General features: G+C 69.3%; 22 protein-coding genes and 1 pseudogene. 21 read left to right on the top strand and 2 right to left on the bottom strand.

The window, feature by feature from the left end; translation table 11 throughout:
- Positions 1 to 90: 90 nt before the first annotated feature.
- From IEY55_RS23070 to IEY55_RS23145, 19 genes and pseudogenes are all read left to right on the top strand, one after another.
- Positions 91 to 324, top strand: a complete 234-nt coding sequence (locus tag IEY55_RS23070; protein ID WP_189060635.1) for a bacteriophage holin — start codon at positions 91 to 93, stop codon at positions 322 to 324.
- Positions 325 to 348: 24 nt separating this feature from the next.
- On the top strand, positions 349 to 630 hold the full coding sequence (gene tatA / locus IEY55_RS23075; protein ID WP_189060636.1) for a Sec-independent protein translocase subunit TatA: 282 nt from the start codon (positions 349 to 351) through the stop codon (positions 628 to 630).
- Between the two features lie 99 nt (positions 631 to 729).
- A complete protein-coding gene (gene tatC, locus IEY55_RS23080; protein WP_189060695.1) occupies positions 730 to 1,650 on the top strand; it encodes a twin-arginine translocase subunit TatC in 921 nt (306 codons plus the stop codon).
- 176 nt (positions 1,651 to 1,826) lie between these two features.
- Positions 1,827 to 2,708, top strand: coding sequence for a diacylglycerol/lipid kinase family protein (locus IEY55_RS23085; RefSeq protein ID WP_189060637.1), 882 nt, complete (start codon positions 1,827 to 1,829; stop codon positions 2,706 to 2,708).
- 62 nt (positions 2,709 to 2,770) lie between these two features.
- Positions 2,771 to 5,557 (top strand): DEAD/DEAH box helicase, encoded by a 2,787-nt coding sequence (locus IEY55_RS23090; protein WP_189060638.1) that lies wholly within the window; start codon positions 2,771 to 2,773, stop codon positions 5,555 to 5,557.
- Positions 5,558 to 5,703: 146 nt separating this feature from the next.
- A complete protein-coding gene (locus IEY55_RS23095; RefSeq protein WP_189060639.1) occupies positions 5,704 to 6,342 on the top strand; it encodes a DUF4333 domain-containing protein in 639 nt (212 codons plus the stop codon).
- A 57-nt stretch (positions 6,343 to 6,399) separates the two neighbouring features.
- Complete coding sequence (locus IEY55_RS32180) at positions 6,400 to 6,753, top strand: GNAT family N-acetyltransferase (RefSeq protein WP_229686659.1); 354 nt, start codon at positions 6,400 to 6,402, stop codon at positions 6,751 to 6,753.
- Positions 6,713 to 7,141, top strand: a complete 429-nt coding sequence (locus tag IEY55_RS32185; protein ID WP_229686660.1) for a putative GNAT family N-acetyltransferase — start codon at positions 6,713 to 6,715, stop codon at positions 7,139 to 7,141. Before IEY55_RS32180 ends, IEY55_RS32185 begins: the two co-directional genes overlap by 41 nt.
- Positions 7,142 to 7,213: 72 nt before the next feature.
- Positions 7,214 to 7,588 carry a sterol carrier protein domain-containing protein gene (locus IEY55_RS32190; RefSeq protein WP_229686661.1) on the top strand — a complete coding sequence of 125 codons (375 nt, stop codon included), beginning with the start codon at positions 7,214 to 7,216 and terminating at the stop codon, positions 7,586 to 7,588.
- Between the two features lie 222 nt (positions 7,589 to 7,810).
- Complete coding sequence (locus IEY55_RS23105) at positions 7,811 to 8,164, top strand: DoxX family protein (protein ID WP_189060640.1); 354 nt, start codon at positions 7,811 to 7,813, stop codon at positions 8,162 to 8,164.
- 743 nt (positions 8,165 to 8,907) lie between these two features.
- On the top strand, positions 8,908 to 11,616 hold the full coding sequence (locus tag IEY55_RS23110; protein WP_189060641.1) for a non-ribosomal peptide synthetase: 2,709 nt from the start codon (positions 8,908 to 8,910) through the stop codon (positions 11,614 to 11,616).
- A gap of 11 nt (positions 11,617 to 11,627) precedes the next feature.
- A complete protein-coding gene (locus IEY55_RS23115; RefSeq protein WP_189060705.1) occupies positions 11,628 to 12,548 on the top strand; it encodes an NAD-dependent epimerase/dehydratase family protein in 921 nt (306 codons plus the stop codon).
- A gap of 72 nt (positions 12,549 to 12,620) precedes the next feature.
- Positions 12,621 to 14,069, top strand: coding sequence for a methyltransferase (locus tag IEY55_RS23120; protein ID WP_229686662.1), 1,449 nt, complete (start codon positions 12,621 to 12,623; stop codon positions 14,067 to 14,069).
- 37 nt (positions 14,070 to 14,106) lie between these two features.
- Positions 14,107 to 14,325: pseudogene (locus IEY55_RS33245) on the top strand (methyltransferase family protein); the annotation flags it as partial.
- 93 nt (positions 14,326 to 14,418) lie between these two features.
- Positions 14,419 to 15,090, top strand: coding sequence for a methyltransferase (locus tag IEY55_RS33080; protein ID WP_505735179.1), 672 nt, complete (start codon positions 14,419 to 14,421; stop codon positions 15,088 to 15,090).
- A gap of 370 nt (positions 15,091 to 15,460) precedes the next feature.
- The gene (locus IEY55_RS23130; protein ID WP_189060642.1) at positions 15,461 to 17,026 is read left to right on the top strand and encodes a flavin-containing monooxygenase; all 1,566 of its coding nucleotides are present in this window, start codon (positions 15,461 to 15,463) and stop codon (positions 17,024 to 17,026) included.
- Positions 17,027 to 17,115: 89 nt separating this feature from the next.
- Positions 17,116 to 17,616, top strand: coding sequence for a MarR family winged helix-turn-helix transcriptional regulator (locus IEY55_RS23135; protein ID WP_229686664.1), 501 nt, complete (start codon positions 17,116 to 17,118; stop codon positions 17,614 to 17,616).
- Positions 17,613 to 18,029: an organic hydroperoxide resistance protein gene (locus IEY55_RS23140; RefSeq protein WP_189060643.1), complete on the top strand. Its 417-nt coding sequence runs from the start codon at positions 17,613 to 17,615 to the stop codon at positions 18,027 to 18,029. The genes IEY55_RS23135 and IEY55_RS23140 overlap by 4 nt, the downstream gene beginning before the upstream one ends.
- Entirely contained in the window at positions 17,972 to 18,358 is a 387-nt protein-coding gene (locus IEY55_RS23145) for a hypothetical protein (protein WP_189060644.1), read from the top strand. The genes IEY55_RS23140 and IEY55_RS23145 overlap by 58 nt, the downstream gene beginning before the upstream one ends.
- Here the strand turns inward: IEY55_RS23145 and mgtE are convergent.
- On the bottom strand, positions 18,322 to 19,602 hold the full coding sequence (gene mgtE / locus IEY55_RS23150; protein ID WP_189060699.1) for a magnesium transporter: 1,281 nt from the start codon (positions 19,600 to 19,602) through the stop codon (positions 18,322 to 18,324). The genes IEY55_RS23145 and mgtE overlap by 37 nt on opposite strands.
- 468 nt (positions 19,603 to 20,070) lie before the next feature.
- On the opposite strand from mgtE, the gene IEY55_RS23155 reads away from it, so the two are divergent.
- Positions 20,071 to 20,775: a TetR/AcrR family transcriptional regulator gene (locus IEY55_RS23155; RefSeq protein ID WP_189060645.1), complete on the top strand. Its 705-nt coding sequence runs from the start codon at positions 20,071 to 20,073 to the stop codon at positions 20,773 to 20,775.
- Positions 20,772 to 21,962 carry a cytochrome P450 gene (locus IEY55_RS23160; RefSeq protein ID WP_189060646.1) on the top strand — a complete coding sequence of 397 codons (1,191 nt, stop codon included), beginning with the start codon at positions 20,772 to 20,774 and terminating at the stop codon, positions 21,960 to 21,962. The genes IEY55_RS23155 and IEY55_RS23160 overlap by 4 nt, the downstream gene beginning before the upstream one ends.
- Before the next feature lie 320 nt (positions 21,963 to 22,282).
- On the opposite strand, the gene IEY55_RS23165 is transcribed toward IEY55_RS23160, so the two are convergent.
- Positions 22,283 to 23,641, bottom strand: a complete 1,359-nt coding sequence (locus IEY55_RS23165; protein ID WP_189060647.1) for an MFS transporter — start codon at positions 23,639 to 23,641, stop codon at positions 22,283 to 22,285.
- Positions 23,642 to 23,947: the final 306 nt, after the last annotated feature.

Below are 23,947 nucleotides of genomic sequence, written 5' to 3' on the forward strand. Positions count from 1 at the left end.
CGTCACAACCCGATCTTGGACACCCTTCGCCTGTCTCCAGGGACCACCCCGACTTCGGAATTACTCGTCTAGACCCGATACGGTGAGCGGGTGCCTTACCTGGTGAGCCTGGTGCTCGTCGTCTTCGGACTGGTCGTGTCGGGAGCGCTCGTGATGGGCACGTGGCGGGCCCTGCGTCGGCTGGCCCGGGCGCGGGCGGTGTTGCTGGCCCGGGTGGGTGACCGGACCGGCCTGCTGACGGCCCGGGTCGCCGCACTGCGGGTGGCCGTGGCCCAGCGACGTCGTTCCGACCTCGACGAGGCGTCTTCCCCGCGTACCATCTGACGGGGACTACACGGAGGTTCACCAATGTCCTTGCCCGGAGGCTGGGAACTGCTCCTTCTGCTCGGCGTGCTCGTGCTGCTGTTCGGCGCCAAGAAGCTGCCGGACACCGCGCGGGCCATCGGCAAGTCGATGCGGATCTTCAAGGCCGAGACCAAGGGTATGCGGCAGGACGAGGCGGCCGAGAGCGCGGCGGAGCAGGCTCAGCAGCAGCCCGCCCCGCAGCAGCTCCCGCCGGCCCAGCAGACGCCGCCCGCGGCGAACCCGGCCCAGCCGCAGCACAACGCCCGCCCCGACGTCCAGCGCTAGACGGTCGGCACGGTGGGGGACAACCCGCGGCGCAGCTTCGCGCTCCGCCGCCGAGACAAACGGCGCCGGTGGGGCCGTCGGCACAACCCCGACGGCACCATGACGCTCATCGAGCACCTCTACGAGCTGCGGTACCGGCTGACCGTCAGCCTGATCGCGCTGGCGATCGCCACGGTCGTCGGCTTCATGTGGTTCGAGCACGCCGCGCTCGGCCTACCCTCGCTGGGCCACCTGCTCACCGGGCCGTACTGCGAGGTGCCGCCGCAGCCGCACGGACCCCGGGTGGTGCTCGGTGGTTCCGACGAGTGCCGCCTGCTGGGTACGGCGCCGTTCGATGCGTTCATGCTCCGGCTGAAGGTGGCGATGGCCGCCGGTGCCGTGCTGTCCTGCCCGTTCTGGCTCTACCAACTGTGGTCGTTCATCACGCCCGGGCTGTACGCGAAGGAACGGAAGTTCGCGCTGACGTTCGTTGGTTTCGCGGCGTTCCTGTTCGGTGCGGGCGCGGTGCTGGCGTACTTCGTCGTCGCGCAGGGCCTGCTGTTCCTGCTGAGCTTCGGCGGCGAGACCGTGGGATTCTCGCTCACCGCCGACAAGTACTTCGGTTTCATGCTGGGAATGCTGGCGGTATTCGGCGTCAGCTTCGAGCTGCCGCTGCTGGTGGTCATGCTCAACCGGGTCGGGGTGCTGACCTACGAGCGGCTGAGGAACTGGCGGCGGGGCCTCATCTTCGCGCTCTTCGTGTTCGCGGCCGTGGCCACGCCCGGCCAGGACCCGTTCTCGATGCTGGCACTGGCGCTGGCGTTGACGGCGTTGTTCGAGGGCGCGGTGCAGGTGGCGCGGTTGCATGACCGGAGAAAGGCGCGGCAGCGCCTCGAGGAAGGCTGGGACGGCCTGTCCGACGACGAGCCGTCGCCGCTGAACCACACGCCCGAGGCGGCGGAGCAGCCGGAGCCGGTCTCGCCCAGCACGGCGCCGACCGCGACGGATCCGCCACGGCAACGCTTCGACGACGTGACCTGACGCTCGTCGTTGGCCACGGAAATGGGTCGTGCACCACAGGAATTGGGTGCGCGACCCATTTCTCGTTCCCGCACGGAGCTTTCTCGTATCGCCCCCATGTCGAAAGCGTTGCCAGGTGCGGCGAACGCCATCCGGCACTAGCGCCGCTACCGGCCAGTAGGACAAGATGCCCATTCGTGCGAACCGTCCTGCTTGTCAACCCTGCTGCCGCGACCGGTGCCGCCGCCCGGGTGGCCGGCAGCGTTGCCCAGCGGCTCCGGGAGGGTACGGACCAGCTCGCGTTGCGCGTGGCGACCAGCCCCGCCGAGACGCTGGGCCTGGCGGCACGCGCGGTGGCCGACGGTGCCGACACGGTGGTCGTGCTCGGCGGGGACGGCGCCGCACACGCCGCGGTCCAGGCGTGCGCCGGCACCGACACCGCGCTGGCGCTGGTCCCGGCCGGCACGGGCAACGACCTGGCCAACGCGCTGGGCGTCCCCAACAACCCGCTGCTGGCCGCCGACGAGGTCGCCCGCGCGCTGCGCGAGGGCCGGCGCCGGCGGATCGACCTCGGCCGGGTCAGCGGCGGCAGCTGGTTCGCCACCGTGCTGTGTGCGGGCTTCGACTCCGCGGTGAACGAGCGGGCCAACGCGCTGCGCTGGCCAGGCGGCCCACGCCGCTACGACCTGGCGATCCTGCTGGAGCTGGCGCGGCTGCGGCCCCGCCCGCTGGTGGTGGACACCGGTGACGCGACCGTGGAGCTGGACGCCACCCTGGTGGCCGTGGGCAACACCGGGTGCTACGGCGGGGGCATCCCGGTCTGCCCGGACGCCGACCCGGCCGACGGCCTGTTCGACGTCACCATCGTCGGCCGGGTGAGCCGCTCGGCGCTGGTCCGCATCGTGCCGACCCTGCGCACCGGCCGGCACGTCGAGCACCCCGCCGTCACCACGCTGCGTGTCCGCTCACTGCACCTGGGCGGCCGGACGGGGTGGGTGGCCTACGCCGACGGCGAACGGCAGGCCCGGCTGCCGCTCACGGTGCGCTGTGAGCCGGCCGCGCTGGCCGTGGTGGCCTGAGCCGCCACGCAGGCCGCCGGGTTTGCGTGCGGGAAGCCAGCCCAATGTGAAAGCCTGAACGCGTGGCACGTCCGTCCCGACCGTCGACGGTGGCCCCGGCCGAGGCGTTCGCCGCCTCCCGGCGGCGCGCCGAACACCCCCAGTTGACCGAGTTCGCCGCCGAGCTGTCCTTCGAGCTCGACCCGTTCCAGGTCACCGCCTGCGCGGCGTTGGAGGGGGGCCACGGAGTCCTGGTCTGCGCGCCGACCGGCGCCGGGAAGACCGTCGTCGGCGAGTTCGCCGTCCACCTCGCCCTGGCCGAGGGGCGCAAGTGCTTCTACACGACGCCCATCAAGGCGCTGTCGAACCAGAAGTACGCCGATCTCTGCGCGCGACACGGCTCCGCGGCCGTCGGTCTGCTCACCGGGGATACCTCGGTCAACGGCACCGCGCCGATCGTGGTGATGACCACCGAGGTCCTGCGCAACATGCTCTACGCGGGCTCGACGGCTCTGGACGGCCTGGGCTACGTGGTCATGGACGAGGTGCACTACCTCGCCGACCGGTTCCGCGGCGCGGTGTGGGAGGAGGTCATCCTCCACCTGCCCGAGCACGTCCGGGTGGCCAGCCTGTCGGCGACGGTCAGCAACGCCGAGGAGTTCGGCGAGTGGCTGGTGGCGGTACGCGGGGACACCGCCGTCGTGGTCGACGAGCACCGGCCGGTTCCGCTGTGGCAGCACATGATGGTCGCCGGCCGGATGATGGACCTCTTCGCCGGGGAGCGGGTCAACCCGCGTACCGGCCGCCCCGAGCTGAAGATCAACCCCAACCTGCTGCGGCACACCCAGGACCTGGAGCGGTACCTGCCGGCCACCCGCATCCGCGGGCCGCGCGTCGCCCGCCGCGGCGGCCCGGCCCGTGGCCCCCGGTTCCGCCCACCGTCCCGGGTCGACGTGGTGGAGCGGCTGGACGACGCCGGCCTGCTGCCGGCGATCGTGTTCATCTTCAGCCGCGCCGGCTGCGACGCCGCGGTCACCCAGTGCGTGCGGGCCGGGCTACGGCTGACCACCGACGAGGAGGTCGAGCGGATCCGGCGGATCATCGACGAGCACACCGCCGAGTTGCCCGAGGGCGACCTGCTGGTGCTGGGCTACTGGGAGTGGCGGGAGGCGCTGGAACGCGGTATCGCCAGCCACCACGCGGGGCTGTTGCCGGCGTTCAAAGAGACCGTCGAGGAGCTGTTCGTCCACGGCCTGGTCAAGGTCGTCTTCGCCACCGAGACGCTGGCGCTGGGCATCAACATGCCGGCCCGCACCGTCGTGCTGGAGAAGCTGGTCAAGTTCAATGGCGAGGCGCACGTCGACCTCACCCCGGGGGAGTACACCCAGCTCACCGGGCGGGCCGGCCGGCGCGGCATCGACGTGGAGGGCCACGCCGTGGTGGTGTGGCAGCCGGGGATGGACCCCAGGCAGGTCGCCGGCCTCGCCTCGACACGTACCTACCCGCTGCGCTCGTCGTTCCGGCCGGGGTACAACATGGCGGTCAACCTGGTCGAGCGGCTGGGCGCGGCCGCGGCCCGGGAACTGCTGGAGCAGTCCTTCGCCCAGTTCCAGGCCGACCGGTCGGTGGTGGGGCTGGCGCGCCGGATCGAGCGCAACGAGGAGGCACTGGCCGGCTACGCCGACGCGATGACCTGCCACCTCGGGGACTTCGCCGAGTATGCCGGGCTGCGGCGCCAGATCTCGGCCCGGGAGAAGGCCCTGGCCCGGCAGAGCAGCGCCGCCCGCCGCGCCGAGGCGGCCGCCTCGCTGGAGCGGCTGCGCCGCGGTGACGTGATCGCGGTGCCGTCGGGCCGCCGCTCCGGGCTGGCCGTGGTGGTCGACCCCGGCCTGGAGCCGCTGGGCGAGCCGCGCCCCCTGGTGGTGACCGAGGACCGCTGGTCGGGCCGGCTCTCGGTGGCGGACTTCCCGACGCCGGTGGAGCCGCTGGGCCGGGTCCGGCTGCCCAAGCACGTCGACGTGCGGTCCCCGCGCTCCCGCCGGGACCTGGCCTCGACGTTGCGCAACACCGGCATCGAGGTGCCTCGCCCGGGTCGGCGGCGCGGCGGCGCGGGCGACGACCCGGAGCTGGCGGCGTTGCGGCGCGCGCTGCGCTCGCACCCCTGCCACGGCTGCGACCGGCGCGAGGAGCACGCCCGCTGGGCCGAGCGGCACCAGCGGCTGGCCGGGGAGACCGAGCAGCTGCGGCGCCGGGTCGCCGCCACCACCCACTCGCTGGCCCGCGCCTTCGACCGGATCCGGGCGTTGCTGCGCGAGCGCGGCTACCTCGCCGCGGGCGACGACGGCGAGCACGTCACCGACCACGGCCGCTGGCTGGCCCGGCTCTACAGCGAGTCGGACCTGCTCGCGGCCGAGTGCCTGCGGCAGGGGGCGTGGGACGAGCTCAACCCGGCCGAGCTGGCGGCCGTGGTGTCGGCCCTGGTGTACGAGTCGCGCCGGGAGGCGATGTCCGCGCCGCGGCTGCCCGGCGGCGCGGTGACCGGCGCCCTGGAGGTCACCCTGCGGCTGTGGGCGGAGCTGGAGGACGACGAGCGCCGGCACCGCCTGGACCGCACCCGCGAGCCGGACCCCGGGTTCGCCTGGCCGGTCTACCGGTGGGCGCGGGGCGAGTCGCTGGAGAGGGTGCTCACCGCCGCGGAGACCGCCGGGCACGAGCTGTCGGCCGGCGACTTCGTGCGCTGGTGCCGGCAGGTGGTCGACCTGCTCGACCAGCTGCGCGACGTGGTGGGTGCGGGGCATCCGGTGGGGCGGGCCGCGGCCCGCGCGGTGGCCGCGGTGCGCCGCGGCGTCGTGGCGATGGGGGCCGTGTGACCGGCGGCATGACCCGGACGTGTCCGCCTACCGCCACACCCCGTACGCCGGCTGGGTCGGTGACCCCACCTGTGGTTTGATCCCCGGGAGGTGCGGCCCGGCGCACTGTCGCGACACTGTCTCGGATTTGACCGCGGAGGCGAACGATGACCACCCCGTACGGCCCGTCCGGAGGGAACGACCCGCAGCAGTGGGGCCAGCAGCCCTACGGTTCGGGGACCCCGTCCGGGGGCGTCCCGGCACCGGGGCAGGGTGGCTATGGCCAGCCGGGCGGTTACGGCCAGGGCTACGGTGCGGACCCGAGCCAGGGCGGTGCGGCGTACCCGGGTTACGGCCCGCCGGGCCAGCCGCCGCAGCAGTACACCGGCTCCTACGGGCAGCCCGGCGGCTACCCGCAGCAGCCCGGCTATCCGGGTGGGTTCGGCCAGTACGGCGGCATGACCCCGGCGACCGCGCCGAAGAAGAAGTCGGCGATGCCGTGGCTGCTCACCGGCGCGGTGGTGGTCGTCGTCGCGGTCGTGCTCGTGCTCGGCTTCGTGTGGCCGGCCTGGTTCATGACCAAGGTGTTCGACGAGGCCGCGGTGCAGAACGGCGTGCACAAGATCCTCACCGAACACTACAACCTGACCCGGGTGGAGAACGTGAGCTGCCCGGCGGACCAGCCCGTGAAGACGGGCACGACCTTCACCTGCGAGCTCACCGTCGACGGTAAGCCCAAGAAGGTCACCATCACCGTCAAGTCCGACTCGGGCGAGTACGAGGTCCCGCAGCCGCAGGCACGCTGAGCACCGGCCGGAAAATCGGTGGCCGTGCGCATCCGGGTGACGGCAGTATGAGCTGCCGTGCCGCACATTCGGGTCCTCGAGCCCCACGAGTACGAGGTCGCAGTCGCGCTGTTCCTGCGTAGCCTGCACCACAAGCCGCTCGGGGACGAGCACCGGGAGTTCGTGCGACTGTCCACTCAGGACGGTCGCCAGCTGGGTGCGTTCGAGGGCGGCGAGCTGATCGGCACCGCCTACAGCTTCGGGAGCGCGCTCGCCGTGCCGGGCGGCGCGGCGGTGCCCATGGCGGCGGTGACCCGGGTGGGTGTGCGTGCGGACCACACGCGGCGCGGGGCACTGACCGCGCTCATGCGCGGGCAGCTGGCCCGGTGTCGTGATCTGGGGGGAGCCGATCGCGACCCTGCGTGCCAGTGAGCCGGGCATCTACGGCCGTTTCGGGTACGGTGTCGCCAGCCGCTTCCGCGTCGTCGAGGTACGGCCGGGCACAGTGGCGGACGCCGTTCCCCGGGACGGTCAGGTCCGCCTGCTGGAGCCCGCGGAGTTCGAGAAGCGGGTGCGGGAGGTTTACGACCGCATCGGCCTGTCGCGGCCAGGGATGATCGCTCGGCCGGATTCCTGGTGGGCGCGTTACCGGCACCGGCTCGCCACCGGGGACAACCTCGTCGCGGCGGTGCACACCGGTGACGACGGGGACGACGGTTTCGTCGTGTGGGAACCCAAGCCGGGCACGTCCTGGCTGACACACCAACTGCAGGTCGCGGACCTGCATGCCGCGAACCCCTCCGCGCTGGCCACCCTGTGAGCGTTCCTGCTCGGGGTCGACCTGTCCGACGGGGTTGAGGCACGGCGGCCGCTGGACGAGCCCCTGGAGTGGATGCTGGCCGACCGCGACACGGTGCGCACCACCGGGCTGAAGGACGAGACCTGGCTGCGGTTGGTCGACGTCGAGACCGCGCTGTCCGTGCGGAGCTGGGGTGCGGCCGAACCGGTGGTCCTGGAGGTGCGGGACGGCGTCCTGCCGGAGAACCAGGGCTGCTATCGGATTGGCGGGGACGGGGTGACGCGGGTCGACACCGAGCCCCACCTCGGGCTGGACGTCGCGGACCTCGGCGCGCTGTACCTCGGCGACGTGCGACCGTCCACGCTGGCTGCAACCGGCCGAGTCGTCGTCCACGATCCCGCCGCCCTGGCCCTGGCCGATCGTCTGTTCGCCACCGACGTCGTTCCCTGGTCAGGAACCGGATTCTGAAAGTCCACTGTGGATGTCGGGGTGCCGTGCCTGGGGGTCGGCGCCCCGGCCCTGCCCTGCCCGGACGAAGGTGTGAGCACCGCGGGGAAGCCGGGCCGGAAATGACACACCGAAGACCCCTGCCGGATCTTCCAACGAGGGACCAACCTCTCCCATCATAGGGAACGGCTTGATCACCACAGGTCGCGCAATCATGCGGCGCAGCCGACACCGGAGGTCCACGTGCACATCGCCACCATCGTCCTGTCCATCCTGCTCGCGCTGGCATTTCTCGCCATCGGCGGTCCGAAGGCGCTGGCCCTGGAGTCCGCTACGCGGCGGACCGTGGAGATGGGGTTGGACACCAGAATGATGCGTTTGACCGGAATACTCGAGGTTGCTGCGGTGGTGGGTCTGGTGGCCGGCTTGTGGGTGAGGTGGTTGGGGCTGGCTGCTGCGGTCGGTCTCGTGCTTCTGATGCTCGGCGCGCTCGTGTTCCACGCCCGCAGGGGGGACCCGGCGAAGCAAATGGCTCCTGCCGCGGTGTTCCTGGTGCTCTCCGGTGCCCTGGTCACCACGGGGCTGCTGTCGCAATGAGCGGGCAGATGGCGTAGTCAACCGATTCTCCGTAAAGGAGAGAAGCGCGTCGCCGCGGGCTGTCGCAGCTGGCAGCGACGCGCGCGGCGACCTTGCCCACCGTTGAGCTGTGATCCGCTGGGAGCGCTTCGCTCCGCCGCGTGTCAGGTTGTCGAGTGCTGCCCGACCGCGGCACAGGAGGCACCGGGGCGGACTGTTGTTCCGCCTGCGGTGCTGACCACGTCCGCAGGAAGCCTCAATCGGGGCAATGGTCTTCCCAGTGCTGACGGATCTTCCGAGTGGCAGGGAGCAGTCCGGTGCCCGCTCCATGATGCTTACGTCAAATAGCTGCCATGGGCCGATACCTGACGGCGATGGAGGAGATCATCGTTCTTCTGCTGGTTGTTCCTGCATCTGCACCCCCGGATTCGGCTACAAGAAGGCAAGCTCGCGGTTTCGCTGTTACGTCGATTTGGTCGAACTGGTGAGATTCACCCGGCCAGCCGTCGTCCGGAGGTGTGGGCGTGTGCGACCTTGGGTCGGAGCAGCCATGTCTTGGATGGGGGAGTGGCAGGTTTGCCCTGGGGCAAGGAAGATCCGTTGCTCAAGTACGCCATAACTCCTCGATGCCGTTTCGGCACGTCTGCCGTGCGGGGATGCACCTGCCTGCCAGGGTGAGTCGGTGTGCCCCCGCAGACGCGGCGGAAACGTTGGAGAAAGGAACAATGATCGGACTTGGCCACAGTGGTGGCGAGATACCTACGGTGACCGACCTACTGTTCCGCGCCGCCGAAACCTGTCCGCACGCGAACGTTCGCCACATTGCCGACGACAATCTCGATCATTCGGTGGTTCGGACCTACCCGGCGCTGGTGGACGAGGCGCTTCACCTGCTCGGTGGCCTGCGCACCAGGGGGCTGCGGCCGGGCGACACCGTCGCACTCCTTCTGGAGCGGCTGCAGGACTTCGTCCCCGCGTTCTGGGCGTGTGTCCTGGGTGGCTTCGTGCCGTGCCCACTGACCCCGCCGACCGACAGCAGCGAGTTGCCGGCCCGGCTCGACCATCTCAACGGACTGCTGGCCGGTCCACTGCTGGTCACCACCGCCGACCTGCAGCGCACGCTGCCGGCAACCGAGCTCGTGACCGCGTCCGTGGCGGAGCTTTCGGCCAACGCTCGGGAAACCACCGTGCACCGGGCGCGCCCCGAGGAAGTTGCACTCCTCATGCTCACCTCCGGCTCCACGGGAAGCGCGAAGGCCGTCAGGCTCACGCATCACAACCTGCTGGCCTCGCTGCGCGGAAAGACCGGGCGACTGGAGGTGACCGCACGCGACGTCACCCTGAACTGGGTCCCCTTCGACCACATCGCCGCGGTGGAGTTCCACCTGATGCCGCTGTATGCGGGCGCACCGCAGATCCAGGTCGAACCGCAGGTGATCCTGGGAGACCCGCTGCGGCTGCTCCGGCTGGTCGACACGCATCGGGTGACGATGACCTTTGCCCCGAACTTCCTGCTCGCCCAGATCGTCAAGGCGGTGGCGCGAGGCGGGCACCGTCCCGTCGAGCTGTCGTCGCTGCGTCACCTCATCTCCGGTGGAGAGGCCGTAGTGTGTGCCACGGCGCGAGACTTCCTCGATCGGCTGGCGCGGTTCGGGCTTGCCCGGAACGCGCTGGTGCCGGCCTTCGGCATGACCGAGACCTGTGCCGGGAGTGTCTTCTCCACGCAATTCCCCGACGTCGACGCCGGGCTGGAGTTCGCCTCGCTGGGGCTACCCATAGCAGGGCTGCAGATGCGCATCGTCGACGACAACGACGTGCCACTGGCTGACGGGGAAGCCGGTGACCTCCAGGTACGCGGACCGATGGTCTTCGACGGCTATCTCGACAACGACGAGGCCAACCGGGCCGCCTTCACCACCGACAGCTGGTTCCGCACCGGCGACCGCGGAGAGATCCACGATGGACGGCTGAGCCTGGTCGGACGCGGCAAGGACAGCATCATCGTCAACGGGGTCAGCTACTACAGCCACGACCTGGAGACGGTGCTCGAGCGGATGGAGGGGGTCGAAGCCTCCTCCGTGGCCGCGTTCCCGACCCGGAGGCGACACGGCGACACCGAGCAACTCGTCGTCGTCTTCAGCCCGCGCGCTCCCTTCCGGGACGACACCGCACTGCGGCGCCTGCTCAGCGCCATCCGGGACCGGGTGGTCCTGCACTGGGGGTTCCGCCCGGCGCTCGTCCTGCCGTTGCCGAGTTCCACGATTCCCCGCACCAGCCTGGGCAAGATTCAGCGCTCCCGGCTGCGGCAGTGGCTGGAGGCCGGGGACCTCGCTCGCCACGTCGACCGGGTCGGCGCGCTGCTGCAGGGCCGGCCCGACGACCACCGGGCACCCGACACCGAGACCGAGGTGGTGCTGGCCGACGTCTACGCCGAGGTTTTCGGACTCGAACCGGGCGCGGTCAGCGCCACGGCGAATTTCCTCGACCTGGGCGGCACCTCACTGGAGATTCTTCGGCTCAAACGCCGCGTGGAGCAGCGGTTCGGAATGCGGGACCTGCCGATGTCGTGGCTGCTTCGGGCACCGACGGTCCAGGACCTGGCCGGCCACCTGGACGCCCACCCCACCGCCCAGGACTACGACCCGCTCGTTCCACTCCAGCGCAGCGGGCACAAGACCCCGCTGTTCTGCGTGCATCCCGGGGTGGGAGAGGTCCTGGTGTTCGTCAACCTCGCCACGTGCTTTGCCAACGAGCGGCCGTTCTACGCGCTGCGCGCCCGCGGCTTCGGAGCGGGCGAGAGCTACTTCAGCAGCTTCGCCGAGATGGTCGACTGCTACGTACGGGCGATCCGCGCCGAGCAGCCCACCGGACCCTATGCCGTCGCCGGCTACTCCTACGGCGGGGTGGTGGCGTTCGAGATCGCCAAGGAACTGGAGGCGACGGGAGAGCGGGTCGCGTTCCTCGGCATCCTCAACATCCCGCCGCGCATCAGACACCGGATGCACGAGCTGGACTTCACCGAGGGCGCGGTCAACCTCGCGTTCTTCCTGTCCCTGGTCAGCAGGGAACAGGCCGCGGAGCTCCCGCGGCAGCTGCGGGACGGCCTGTCCCGACAGGAACAGCTGAAACACCTTCTGGAGCTGGCACCACAGCGACGGCTGAACGAGCTGGACCTCGACCCGGACAAGTTCGCCGCCTGGGTCGAGGTGGCCCAGTCGTTGGTGCGCCTGGGCCGTACCTACGAGCCGAGCGGAACGGTCAGGTCCGCCAGCGTCTTCTACGCCGAACCCCTGCGCGGCACGAAGCAGGAGTGGCTGGACACCCAGATCAGGGAATGGGACACGTTCGCGCGGCAGCCGAACCGGTACATCGAGGTGCCCGGCGAGCACTACACCCTGATGGGAACCAGGCACCTGGCCACCTTCCACGACATCCTCCGCAAGGAGCTGGACCTGGTGTTGGGCGAGGACTGAACGGAGCGTCGTTGTCCACCAAGAAGATCCTGATCACCGGAGCGACCGGTCAGGTGGCACGGCGGGCAGCCGAGGACCTGGCGAAGGACAACGAGGTGTGGTGCCTGGCCCGGTTCACCGACCCCCGCATCGAACGCGAGCTGGCCGCAGGTGACATCCGAACGTGGCGCTGGGACATGGACGGGGGCACCCTCGAAGGATTGCCCGACGACTTCACCCACGTCATGCACGCGGCCGCCTATCGGGGCGACGGTACCGACTTCGAGGCCGCGGTCACGATGAACTCACTTGCCACCAGCCGGCTCATGACCCACTGCCACCACGCGGAGTCGTTCCTTTTCGTCTCGACGGGTGCGGTCTACGCGCGCAAGGCGCGCGATCATCGCTATGTCGAGACAGATCCGCTGGGCCGGCGCATGGGGTGGCTGCCCACCTACCCGGTCAGCAAGATCACCGCTGAGGCCACGGTGTGCGCCTTCTCCGCGACGTTGGATCTGCCGGCAACGATTGCACGACTGAACGTTGCATACGGCCCACACGGCCACGGTGGGATGCCCGTAGCGCTGTTCCGACGGATGCTGGCCGGCAGGCCCATCGAGGTTCCACATGAGGGGAGCGACTGGTGCAACCCCATCCACACCGACGACGTGGCGCGACAGGTCCCCTTGCTGTGGGAGGCGGCCGCGGTCCCGGCGCGAATGGTGAACTGGGGAGGTGACGAGATGGTCAGCATCCAGGACATGATGACCTTCGCCTCGGAGATCACCGGTGTGCCGGTGACATTTCTGCCCAGCGCGGTGACTCGGGAGACGGACGCCTTCGACAACAGCCTCCGCCGAGCCCTCATCGGGAACTGCGCGGTGAGCTGGCGGGATGGGCTGCCGCCAACGCTGCGGGCCCACGTTCCCACCGTGAGAGGCTCAGGCGCCTGACATGGCCCCAGTCGCATACCAGTGTCGCCCGTGTCGGGCGAATCTCGCGAACATGGAGGGCGAGGAGCCGGAATGACGACCAACGCCGACATCATCCGGGCCTCCTATTCGGCGTTCCGTCGCGGCGACCTCGAGGGCGCACTCGCCGACTTCGCACCGGACGTCGAGTGGACCCACCCGAACGGGATGAACGAATACGGCCTGGGTGGTACGAAGCAGGGGCACCGCGAAGTCCGGTCGTTCATGGCCCGCGCCCGAACCGTCTTCAGTGAGATACGGCCCGAGCCGCACGAGTTCGTAGAGTCCGGTGACCGCGTCATCGTGCTGGGCACCCACCACATGCGGGGTGCGCGCAGCGGCGTGGCCGGCACCGTACGGTTCGTGCACTCCTGGCGGCTGGCCGGCGGTAAGGTAACCCACTTCGAGGACCACCACGACACCGCCGATGTCCGTCGGATCGTGGAACCGCAGACCGCGGCCAGCGACCCGTGCGCGGATATCATCCAGCGGGGCCTGGGATTCTGGAGCGCGAAGGTCCTCCTCGCCGCGGTCGAGCTCGGAGTTTTCACCGAACTGGCTCGCCAGCCCCTCGACGCGGCAGAGCTACGGTCCCGGCTCGGTGTGCACGAGCGGGGAGCGCGGGACTTCTTCGACGCTCTGGTGTCGTTCGGCCTGCTCGACCGTGACGATGAGCAGTACCGCAACACACAAGCCACCCAGGTGTTCCTGAACCGGAACCAGCCCGAGACCTACATCGGCGGTCTCTTCGAGGTGGCCGACCAGTACTGGTACCGGTCATGGGAAAACCTGGTCACGGCACTGCGCACCGGCGTTCCACAGAACAACACCGCCAAAGGTACGACCGACCCGTTCCAGGTGCTCTACGCGGACCCCGCACGGGTGCGGCAGTTCCAACGCGCGATGACCGGTGGCGCGATGCCGGCCAGCATGGCGCTTGTCGAGAGATTTCCCTGGACCAGGTACCGGACGGTGGCCGATGTCGGCTGCGCGGAGGGAGCGTTGCTCGGCCGCCTGTTACGGCGGTACCCACACCTCACCGGCGTTGGTTTCGATCTTCCTCCGGTTGCTCCCACCTTCCAGGAGACGGCGGCACGACTCGGGTTGACCGATCGTATGCGCTTCGTCGACGGCAACTTCTTCACCGACTCACTGCCACCCGCCGACGTCGTCGTCTACGGTCACGTGCTGCACGACTGGGATCTCGACGGCAAACGTCTGTTGCTGGGCAAGGCATATGACGTACTACCGGTGGACGGTGTGGTCGTGATCTATGAGACGTTGATCGACGATGAGCGTCGACGAAGCACCGCCGGTCTTCTCATGAGCCTGCACATGCTCCTGGAGAGCCCCGGGGGGTTCGACTACACCGGCGCCGACTGCATGCGATGGCTGGACGAGGCCGGATTCCACGACTGTCGGGTTGAGCATCTGGCAGGACCGGACTGGATGATCGTCGGCACCAAGCCGAGGAACGGGACGGGTTCCGATGATGCGCGATGAGCAACGGTACGAGGACGGCGGGCAGCACGACGGAGCAATGCGACTGCTGGAGCTGCACGACTACTTCCTTCAAGCCAGAGCGATCCAACTCGCGGCCGAACTCGGCATCGCCGACCTACTGGCCGACGGGCCGCAGAGTGTCGGCCATCTTGCCGCCGCCACCTCGACCGACCGGGATGCGCTACACCGCCTGCTGCGGACTCTCACCGGGTGCGGGATTTTCGCCGGGACAGCATCGGGAGACTACGAGCTGACAGCGATGGGGGCTCATCTCCGCCGCGACCACCCACGCTCCGTGCGGTCGTTCATGGTCCTGGGCGGGACGTTCGTGGGGGTCTTCGTCGACGCCATGCACAGCCTGCGCACCGGCAACGCAACGTTTTCGCAGACCTACGGTGAACCGTTGTTCTCCCACCTCCGCCATCACCCAGACCGGCAGTCCCTCTTTGATGCCGCGATGGCCGACCTCAGTCGGCTGGAAAGCGACGCGGTGCTCAACACCTACGACTTCACCCGGGCACGAACCATCGTGGACGTCGGCGGTGGGGACGGCAGCCTGCTCAGCGCGATCCTGCTCCGATACCGGGAGGCGAGGGGCGTCATCTTCGACCAACCGCACGTCGCCGCAGCCGCGGACAACGGGATCGTCGCCAGTGGCCTCACCGGACGCTGCACGTTCGCGGCCGGGGACTTCTTCGAAAGCGTCCGCCCCGGTGGGGATCTGTACCTGTTGAAATCAATCGTCCACGACTGGCCCGACGAGCAGGCACTGACGATCCTGCGCAACTGCCGCCGGGCGATGGGTCCCCACGGCCGGCTCCTGCTCATCGAACGTGTGCTCCCGGCCAACGACGCCCCGCACCCGAGCAAGACCATGGACTTCGCCATGCTCGTCCTGCTCGGTGGCCGGGAGCGCACCGGCGACGAGTACGCCGCGCTGTGCGGTCAGGCCGGGCTCCGCCTCGACCGGGTCATCGGCACCAGCACACCCTCGAGCATCCTCGAGGTCTACCCGGCCTGACCTGTGCTGCGCTGCTCAGACTCGTCGGCACTTGACGATCGTGGTCTTGTTGTTACACGCGTAGACCTTGGCCCAGCATTCGTTCGTGAAACTCTTGGTGACGCCTTGATGATCATGGTTTTCCCTCCCTTGGCGGCGGGTGGTGAGGGGTGGCCCCGGGGAGCCCCTGGCCGGTCCCCTCGGCCGGGCGCAAGCTAATTGCGCGGCCCCGGGAGCGAGGGCCGTTTCCGCCTCGCGCCACCCGCTCGGGCCAGCCGGTGGAGAGTGATGCCGATCACAATCAGGTTCCTTGACCGGAACGTCGAGGTTGGTGTTACCGTCGGTAACACGTTTCGCGCGGTGGTGTGCGACACACGTTCCGGGAGGTGCGATGGCCGCGGGCGCACGGGCAACGGACGAGCAACCGGACCACCAGGTCGCGATCATCGGTACCGGCTTTGCCGGCCTCGGGATGGCGATCCGGCTCAGGCAGGCCGGCTGCGACGACTTCGTGGTGCTGGAGAAGGCCGGTGAGGTGGGGGGCACCTGGCGGGACAACACCTACCCGGGGTGCGCCTGTGATGTGCCGTCCCACATGTACTCCTTCTCCTTCGACCTCAACCCCTCCTGGTCCCGGATGTACGGCCGGCAGGAGGAGATCTGGGACTACCTGCGACGGTGCACCGACAAGTACGGAGTTCGTCCGCACATCCGGTTCCACTCCGAGGTGGTCTCGGCCCGGTTCGACGAGGACGCCTGTCTCTGGCGCCTGGGCACGGCCGACGGCCGCGACCTCACCGCCCGCGTCCTCGTGGCCGGTGTCGGTCCGCTGCACGTGCCCGCCTATCCGGACGTTCCCGGCCTGGCCCGGTTCCAGGGCGTCACGTTCCACTCCTCGCAGTGGAACCACGACTACGACCTGACCGGCAAGCGGGTCGCCGTCATCGGCACCGGTGCCAGCGCGATCCAGTTCGTGCCCCAGATCGCGCGGCAGGTCGAGCAGCTGCACCTGTTCCAGCGCACCCCGCCGTGGATCATGCCCAAGCCCGACCGCCGGATGCGGTCGGGGATCAAGCACCTGTTCGCGAGGTTCCCGTTGGCGCAGCGGCTGTTGCGCAACACGCTCTACTGGATGCTGGAGGGCCAGCTGCTGGCCTTCAACGGCGACAAGCGGCTCATGAAGATGGGCGAGGCGATGTCCCGGCAGCACATCGCGCGCCAGATCCGCGACCCCGAGCTCCGCAAGGCGGTCACCCCGAAGTACACGATGGGCTGCAAGCGCGTGCTCATCTCCAACGACTACTACCCGTCGCTCGCCCGGCCCAACGTCGAGCTGGTCACCGACGGGATCCGCGAGGTCCGCGAGCACTCGGTGGTCACCGCCGACGGGGCGGAGCGGGAGGTCGACGCCATCATCTACGGCACCGGCTTCAAGATCGGTGACTTCAACTCGACGAAGATCTTCGGGGCCGGTGGGGTCGAGCTGAGCGAGCTGTGGCGCCGCGAAGGCATGGAATCCTACAACGGCGTGGTCACCGCCGGGTTCCCCAACATGTTCATGCTGGTTGGGCCGAACACCGGGCTCGGCCACAACTCGATCGTGTTCATGATCGAATCCCAGGTCCATTACGTGTTGCGCTGCCTGGAGCTGATGGACCGCCACGGGGCCCAGCAGCTCGCGGTACGCCCGGAGGTACAGCGCCGGTTCAACCGGGCGATCCAGAGCCGGATGAAGAACTCGGTGTGGCAGTCGGGGTGCAAGAGCTGGTACCTCGACGAGAACGGGGTGAACCGGACGCTGTGGCCCGGCTTCACGTTCACCTACTGGGCCCGGCTGCGCCGGGCGCGCGCCGCCGACTTCGACCTGGTCAGCCGCAACACCCAGGAACCGGTGCGACGGCTGCTGCCCACGGAACCGGTCCGAGAGTGGGAGCGGGTGCCGGCCGGAGCGCGCTGACTCTGGGCCGACACCGATCGGGGACGGCCGACCCTACTTCCGGCGCAGAAAGATTGTGCACAACTTAATTGGACACTACAGTTGGCCGGGTGACGGGAGCGGAATCCGGACACGGTGCCGAGGACCTGGCCCTGGACCGGCAGCTGTGCTTCGCGCTGTACGCGGCCTCCCGGGCGGTGACCACGCTCTACCGCCCGGTGCTCGACGCGCTCGGCCTCACCTACCCGCAGTACCTGGTGCTGCTGGTGCTGTGGGAGCACGACGACCGCACGGTCGGCGAACTCGGCAAGGCGTTGCACCTGGACTCGGGCACGCTGTCGCCGCTGCTCAAGCGGTTGGAGGCCGCTGGGCTCGTATGGCGTCGCCGCGGCGTCGACGATGAGCGCTCGGTGCGGGTCGGCCTGACCGGGATCGGCCGTGCCCTGCGGGACCGCGTCACCGAGATGCCCTCCCGGATCGCGTGCGCCACCGGCATGGACCCCGACGAGGTGGCCGGGCTGCGCACGGCCCTGACCAGGTTGGCCGACCGGGTCAACCGCACCCGGCTCGAGCCGGGCGTCATCCTCCAGCAACGAGGGGAGCCAACGTGAACGTCCTGTACACGGCCGAGGTGACGGCCAGCGGCGATGGGCGCGCCGGGCACGTGCGGTCCGGCGACGGGGTGATCGACGCGCAGCTGGCCGTACCCGAGGGCCTCGGCGGCCCGGGTGGCGCGGCGACCAATCCCGAGCAGCTGTTCGCCGCCGGATACTCCGCCTGCTTCCACGGCGCCCTGAAGGCGGTCGCCCGTCAGGAGAAGGTCAGTGTCGACGGTTCGGTGGTGACCGCGCGGGTCCACATCGGCAAGGGCGACGACGGCTTCGGGCTGTCGGTCGAGATCACCGTCGACCTACCCGGCAAGGAGCGCACCGAGGCGGAGGCACTGGTCACCAAGGCCCACCAGATGTGCCCCTACTCCAAGGCCACCCGGGGCAACATCGACGTTGCGGTGAACCTCGCCTGACCCCGGTCCCGAACGCGCTGCAGCAGGGCCAGGGTGTCAGCACCACCGACGGCATCGACATCCTCGGCGGGATCAAGGCGCTGGCCAAGTTCGCCCAGCCGATCATCGTGGCCGCGCTGCGTGTCGGCGGGCCGGTCGCCGAGGGCGTCCTGGACGGCACCCTGGCCACGATCTACGGCGCTGACCGCCGGCCCGCACGCGGTGGTGGTTCTCGACCCACTGCCACCACCGGGCAGGGGATGGGGGTGGCTTCGCGGGAAGCCACCCCCTCGTCGTCCGATGCCCCGGTGCCTCACAGGCCCAGAACGACGCGGGCGGTCAGGAAGTAGATGATCAGTCCGGTGGCGTCGACCAGGGTGGTGACCAAAGGCGCGGAGATCACGGCGGGGTCGATGCCGAGCTTGCGTGCCAGCAGCGGCATGGTTGAACCGATCATGGCGGCCCAGGCACAGATCACGACCAGCGAGACCGCCACGGTGATGGCGATGTCGACGCCGACGAGCAGCGAACCGATGGCGAGCGCGACCACCGCGAGCATGGTGCCCAGCAGCAGCCCGACGCGGCATTCCCGCCAGGCCACCCGGAGTACGTCCCCGGTGCGGACCTCGCCGACGGCCAGCGCGCGGACCGCGGCGGTGGCCGCCTGGGCCCCGGCGTTGCCACCGGTACCCACCAGCAGGGGGATGAACAGGGCCAGGGCGGTGACCTGGTGCAGCTCCCCCTCGAAGACCTGCAGCACGTTGACGGTGAGGGTGGCGGCGACGATGAGCAGCAGCAGCCACACGACGCGGGAGCGCGCCAGCTGGGCCACGCTGACCGACATGTAGTGGCCGGGCCAGGGGGTGGTGGCCGACTGGCGGGCGATGTCCTCGGTGTCGGCCTCGGAGATGATCTCGATGGCGTCGTCGATGGTGAGTATGCCGACCACGCGGTCCTCGCTGTCGACCACGGGCAGGTCGATGAGGTTGGCGTCCTGCATCAACCGGGCGGCGGCCTCGGCCTCGTCGGTGGCCTGCACGCGCGGGACTTCTGGATCGACCAGGTCGCTCACCGGCCGGTCGGGGTCGGCCAGGACCAGGTCGCGCAGTGCCACGACACCGGCCAGCCGGCGCTGGTCGTCGACGACGGGCAGGGTGTAGACGGTCTCGGCGTCGGCGCCCCTGGCCCGCACCCGGGCCAGCGCCTGCTCGACGGTGGCGGTGCGGCGCAGCAGCACGGTCTCCGGCGACATGTAACGCCCGACCGCGCCCTGCGGGTACCCCAGCAGCGCCGCGGTCATCGCGCGCTCCTTGGCACTGAGCCCCGCCAGCACCCGTTGGGCGAACTTGGCCGGTGCCTCGCCCAGCAGGCGGGCCCGGTCGTCGGGGTCCATCTCCTCGACCACGTCGCGGAACGCCTGGTCGCGCAGGCCAGAGAGCACATTCTGCTGGTCGGGGGGATCCAGTTCCTCGAACACCGCCAGCGCCCGGTCCTTGTCCAGCAACCGGAACAACAACACCGCGGTCACCGCGTCCTGACGAGCCAACTCGTCGGCGATCACGTGCGGCGGGTGCTCGGCCAGCCAGGCCTGCATCCCGGGCACGTCATTGCGCTCCGTCAGCTCGCGCAGCGCGTCAGCGCCCACCGTGTCTCCCTTCCGAACCCGCAACGATCGTGGCGGCCGTGTGGGGCGGGAAACACCGGCCACGCCGTTGTGAACCGCCGCCGGCCTGCTGGGTCACCGTGCGAGGCGCCGCCCCCCATCGGGCTGACCCCACGCGGACACCCTCCAGCGGTTGGCACGGCACGTCACCGACCACGTACCCCTCCCGTCCGTCCGGTGTGACCGCCGATCAGCCCCAGCACACCACAGGCCGTCGCGGACTCGCCCTTCGGACGGCCTCCTGGCCCGCCCGTTCGGGTGATGCACGGTGTCGGGTGGAGCAATCGCTGACAGCTTCGTTGTCCCCACGCCGACCGGAAGTCTAGCGTCGGGGTTGACCCGATGACCAGATTTGAAACCTGGTCATCGGATCGGCGGCGGGGTTGGCGAGGAGCGGGGATGAGCGGGGCGCGGGCGGAACGGATCCTGGACGTGGCCGGTGACCTGCTGCAGCGCTGGGGCTACAAGCGGGTGACCATCGCCGATGTCGCCCGCGTGGCCGACGTTGGCAAGGGGACCGTCTACCTGCACTGGCGCTCCAAGGAGGACCTGTTCGTCACGGTGCTGGTCCGGGAACGCCTCGCCGTGCTCGCGGAGCTGGTCGAGGCCATGCGCCAGGACCCGGGCACGGTGTTGCTCGACCGGTTCACGTGTGCCGCGCGGGTTGCCCTCACCCACCGGCCCATCGCGGACGCCATGTATCGCAACGACTTCGACACGCTCGGGGCGCTCGCGCGCACCGGCTCCGAGGTGATGCAGGAGTCGCGGCGGTTGTCCGAGGAGGGGATCGCCGACCACGTCCGGCTGCTCCGGGAGCACGGGCTCGCGCGCACCGACCTCGACCTGGACGCCCAGCTCTTCGCCTTCTCGGCGGTGGGTGTCGGGTTCCTCGTCATCGACCGCTTCGTGATCGACGACGAGCAGCGCGAGCTGGACTGGAAGCTCGACGTCCTGGGCAAAACCATCCGCAACGCCTTCGGTCCGGTCGAGAAGCCCGAACCCGACGTCCTGCGCGCGGTGGCGCCCCGGATCAGGGGCATCTACCAGGACCAGATCACCCGGGTCGACAAGCTGATCCGGGCACAGATGGGGGAAGACTCATGACAACCCAGGACAACCTCGTCCTGTCCACACCGAGCCCGACCGAGGGGCTGCCGGCCTTCCGCGACTGGTCCCGCCGGATGCGGGACGAGCACCCGGTGCACTTCGACGAGGCCAGGAACGCCTGGCAGCTGTTCCGCTACGACGACGTGATGCGGGCACACCAGGACCACAACGTGTTCTCGTCACGGTTGGACAAGGTGATGCCGGAGATCGGTGACCTCGGTCGCGGGTCCATCGTCATCATGGACCCGCCGCAGCACCGGAAGGTGCGGACCCTGGTGAGTCAGGCGTTCACCCCGCGCACCGTGCGCGGCCTCGCGCCACGGATCACCGAGATCACCGAGGAACTGCTCTCCGCCGTCGTCGACCGGGACCGGTTCGACCTGGTCTCCGACCTCACCTATCCGCTCCCGGTCACCGTCATCTCCGAGCTGCTCGGGCTACCGGTCGAGGATCGCGAGTTCTTCCGACGCTCGATCGACGCGCGCCTCTCCAGGGATTTCGTCCGGGTCGAGGACGCGTTGACCGACGAGGAGCTCATAGCCTCGATGGAGGAGGCGAACTCCTACATGCTCGACCACGTCCGCGTCCTGCGGCGCCAGCCGGGCGAGGGCCTGATCAGCAAGCTGATCACGGCGGAGGTGGATGGTGAGAAGCTAGACGACGTCGAGATCGTCAACTTCGCCAACCTGTTGTTCGCCGCCGGCCACATCACGACCACGATGTTGCTGGGCAACACCATGTTGTCCCTCGATGAGCATCCGGCGGCCGCGGTGGAGCTGCGGGCCGACCCCGACCTCATCCCCTCCGCCCTGGAGGAGGTGCTCCGCACGCGGACGCCGGTGTCGATGACGTTCCGGGCCACCGCGACCGACGTCGACCTGCACGGTCGGACGATTCCGGCGAACAGCCTGGTCGCGCTGTGGTTGTTCGCCGCCAACCACGACGAGCGGCAGTTCGGTGAGCCGGACACGTTCGACATCCGGCGCGACCCCAACCCGCACCTGGGCTTCGGCCAGGGCATCCACTTCTGCCTGGGCGCGCCCCTGGCCCGTCTGGAGTCGAAGATCGCGCTGGAGATCCTGCTGCGCCGGTTCCCGGAGCTGCGCGTCCTGCGCGACGAGGTGGAGATCTACCCGAACACCCGCATCATCGGGACTCGGCGGCTGCCGGTCGCACCACGCTGAACCACATCCGTACCAAATTCCGTTTCCTCCGTTGCGGTTCCATCGTCGACTCGCGTTGGCCGGGGAACGGGGGAAGAGGGGACAGGGTGCCGGTCGGCCCGCGCATCAGCCTGCGGGCCGACCGGCACCACCGTGTTGTTGAGTGTGTTCAGGCATGCGGCCGAGTGGTTGGCGTCATTGGGAAACAACGCCTGCCTACCCCGCCCGCTCCGGCGCGGCGGATACCCACGGTCCGACCAAGCTGCGCAGACTTGGCGGCGCACCGGACAGTGGCGCCAAGCCGACGTCCGCGCAGCCGCCTCCAGTGCCTTGCCGTTGGCTCACCGTGCCTCGGTCGCCGCTCCCGCTGGCGTCGGCCGCTGCCGCGGGTCCTCCAGCGGAGACCGCCGCGACGTCTCGCGCATGAAGAAGTACACGACGAGGGAGACGAGCACGCAGCCGGATACGTACCAGAAGAAGAGTGATTCGTGTCCGGCCAGCTTCAGCGACAACGCGATGGTCTCGGCGGTACCACCGAAGATGGCCACCGTCAGCGCATAGGGAAGGCCAACGCCGAGTGCGCGAATCCGGGTCGGGAACAGCTCCGCCTTCACGATGGCGTTGATGGAGGTGTAGCCGGTGACGATCGTCAGACCGAACAACATCAGGAGGAACGCCACGACGGGACTCCGGGTACTACCAAGCACTGTCAGCAGCGGGACGGTGAGCAGCGTGCCCGCGATCCCGAACCCGAGCAGCAGCGGCCGCCGACCGATCCGATCGGACCAACGACCCGCCAAGGGCTGCAGCACAACGAAAACCAGCAGTGCGAGGAAGTTGATCAGTGAGACCGTCGGCTTGTCGAAGCCGCTGGTATTGATCATGAACTTCTGCAGGTATGTGGTGTAGGTGTAGAAGGCCACCGTGCCACCCAACGTGAGTCCGGCAACCAGCAGGACCTCCTTGGGATGGTGGAGCAAGGCACGCAGCGTCCCCCGAGATTTCGCGGAGTTGGGTGCGACCGCGGCCGCACGCCGGTAGCTCTCGGACTCGTCCATGCTGCGCCGCAACCACATCACCATGACGGCTCCACCCGCGCCGACGAGGAACGGCACACGCCAGCCCCAGTCATGCATCTGCTGGCTGGTCAGCGCCTGTTGCAGCAGGATCTGCACTGCCAACGCGAGCAACTGGCCCGCGGTCAGGGTCACATACTGGAAACTGGAGTAGTACCCGCGCCGCCCCGGCGTGGCGACCTCGGACAGATACGTGGCCGAGGTGGAGTATTCGCCGCCAACGGACAATCCCTGCAGCAGGCGGGCTGTCACCAGCAGGATCGGTGCCGCCACACCGATGGCGCCGTAACCCGGGTTGCCCGCGATGGCCAGCGAGCCCAGGGCCATCAACGTGACCGACATGGTCAACGCGGCACGACGGCCGAACCGGTCCGCATAGCGGCCCAGCAGCCAACCACCGATCGGTCGCATCAGGAACCCGACGGCGAAGACGGCCGCGGTTTTCAGCCACTGCGCGGTGGTATCGCCCTCGGGAAAGAACGCACTGGCGAAGTAGACCGAGAACGCGGAATAGGCATACCAGTCATACCACTCGATGAGGTTGCCGATCGACCCGCGGACGACGTTGTGTACGACCCGCCGCTCGTCCCCTCGCGCGGCCGGATGCTTCACCCCAGGTGTCATGTGCCCTCCTCGCGGACCTGATCACCGTGGGTGCAACGATGCGGTGAGGGCAAGGAAGAGGGATGTTCCTTACATCCCCGGGCCGCTCGGTGGGATTTGTCCGTTTCGGGCGGGTGGCCCCGGCGGGCGGGCAAGTACGACAACAGTGCTCATATCGCTACTCCTCGTGATGACGGTTCTCGGAATCTGTCAATGCATTGCGTGAGTCATCTCAAAAGATATGCGGCCGTTGACGAGAGCTGTGTCACAGGTTTCGGGCTGGATGTGGCCGGCGTCGTTGAGCTGCGTCACGTCGGATACACAGGG

Source organism: Longimycelium tulufanense, from assembly GCF_014645795.1.
In the GTDB taxonomy this organism is placed as follows: domain Bacteria; phylum Actinomycetota; class Actinomycetes; order Mycobacteriales; family Pseudonocardiaceae; genus Longimycelium; species Longimycelium tulufanense.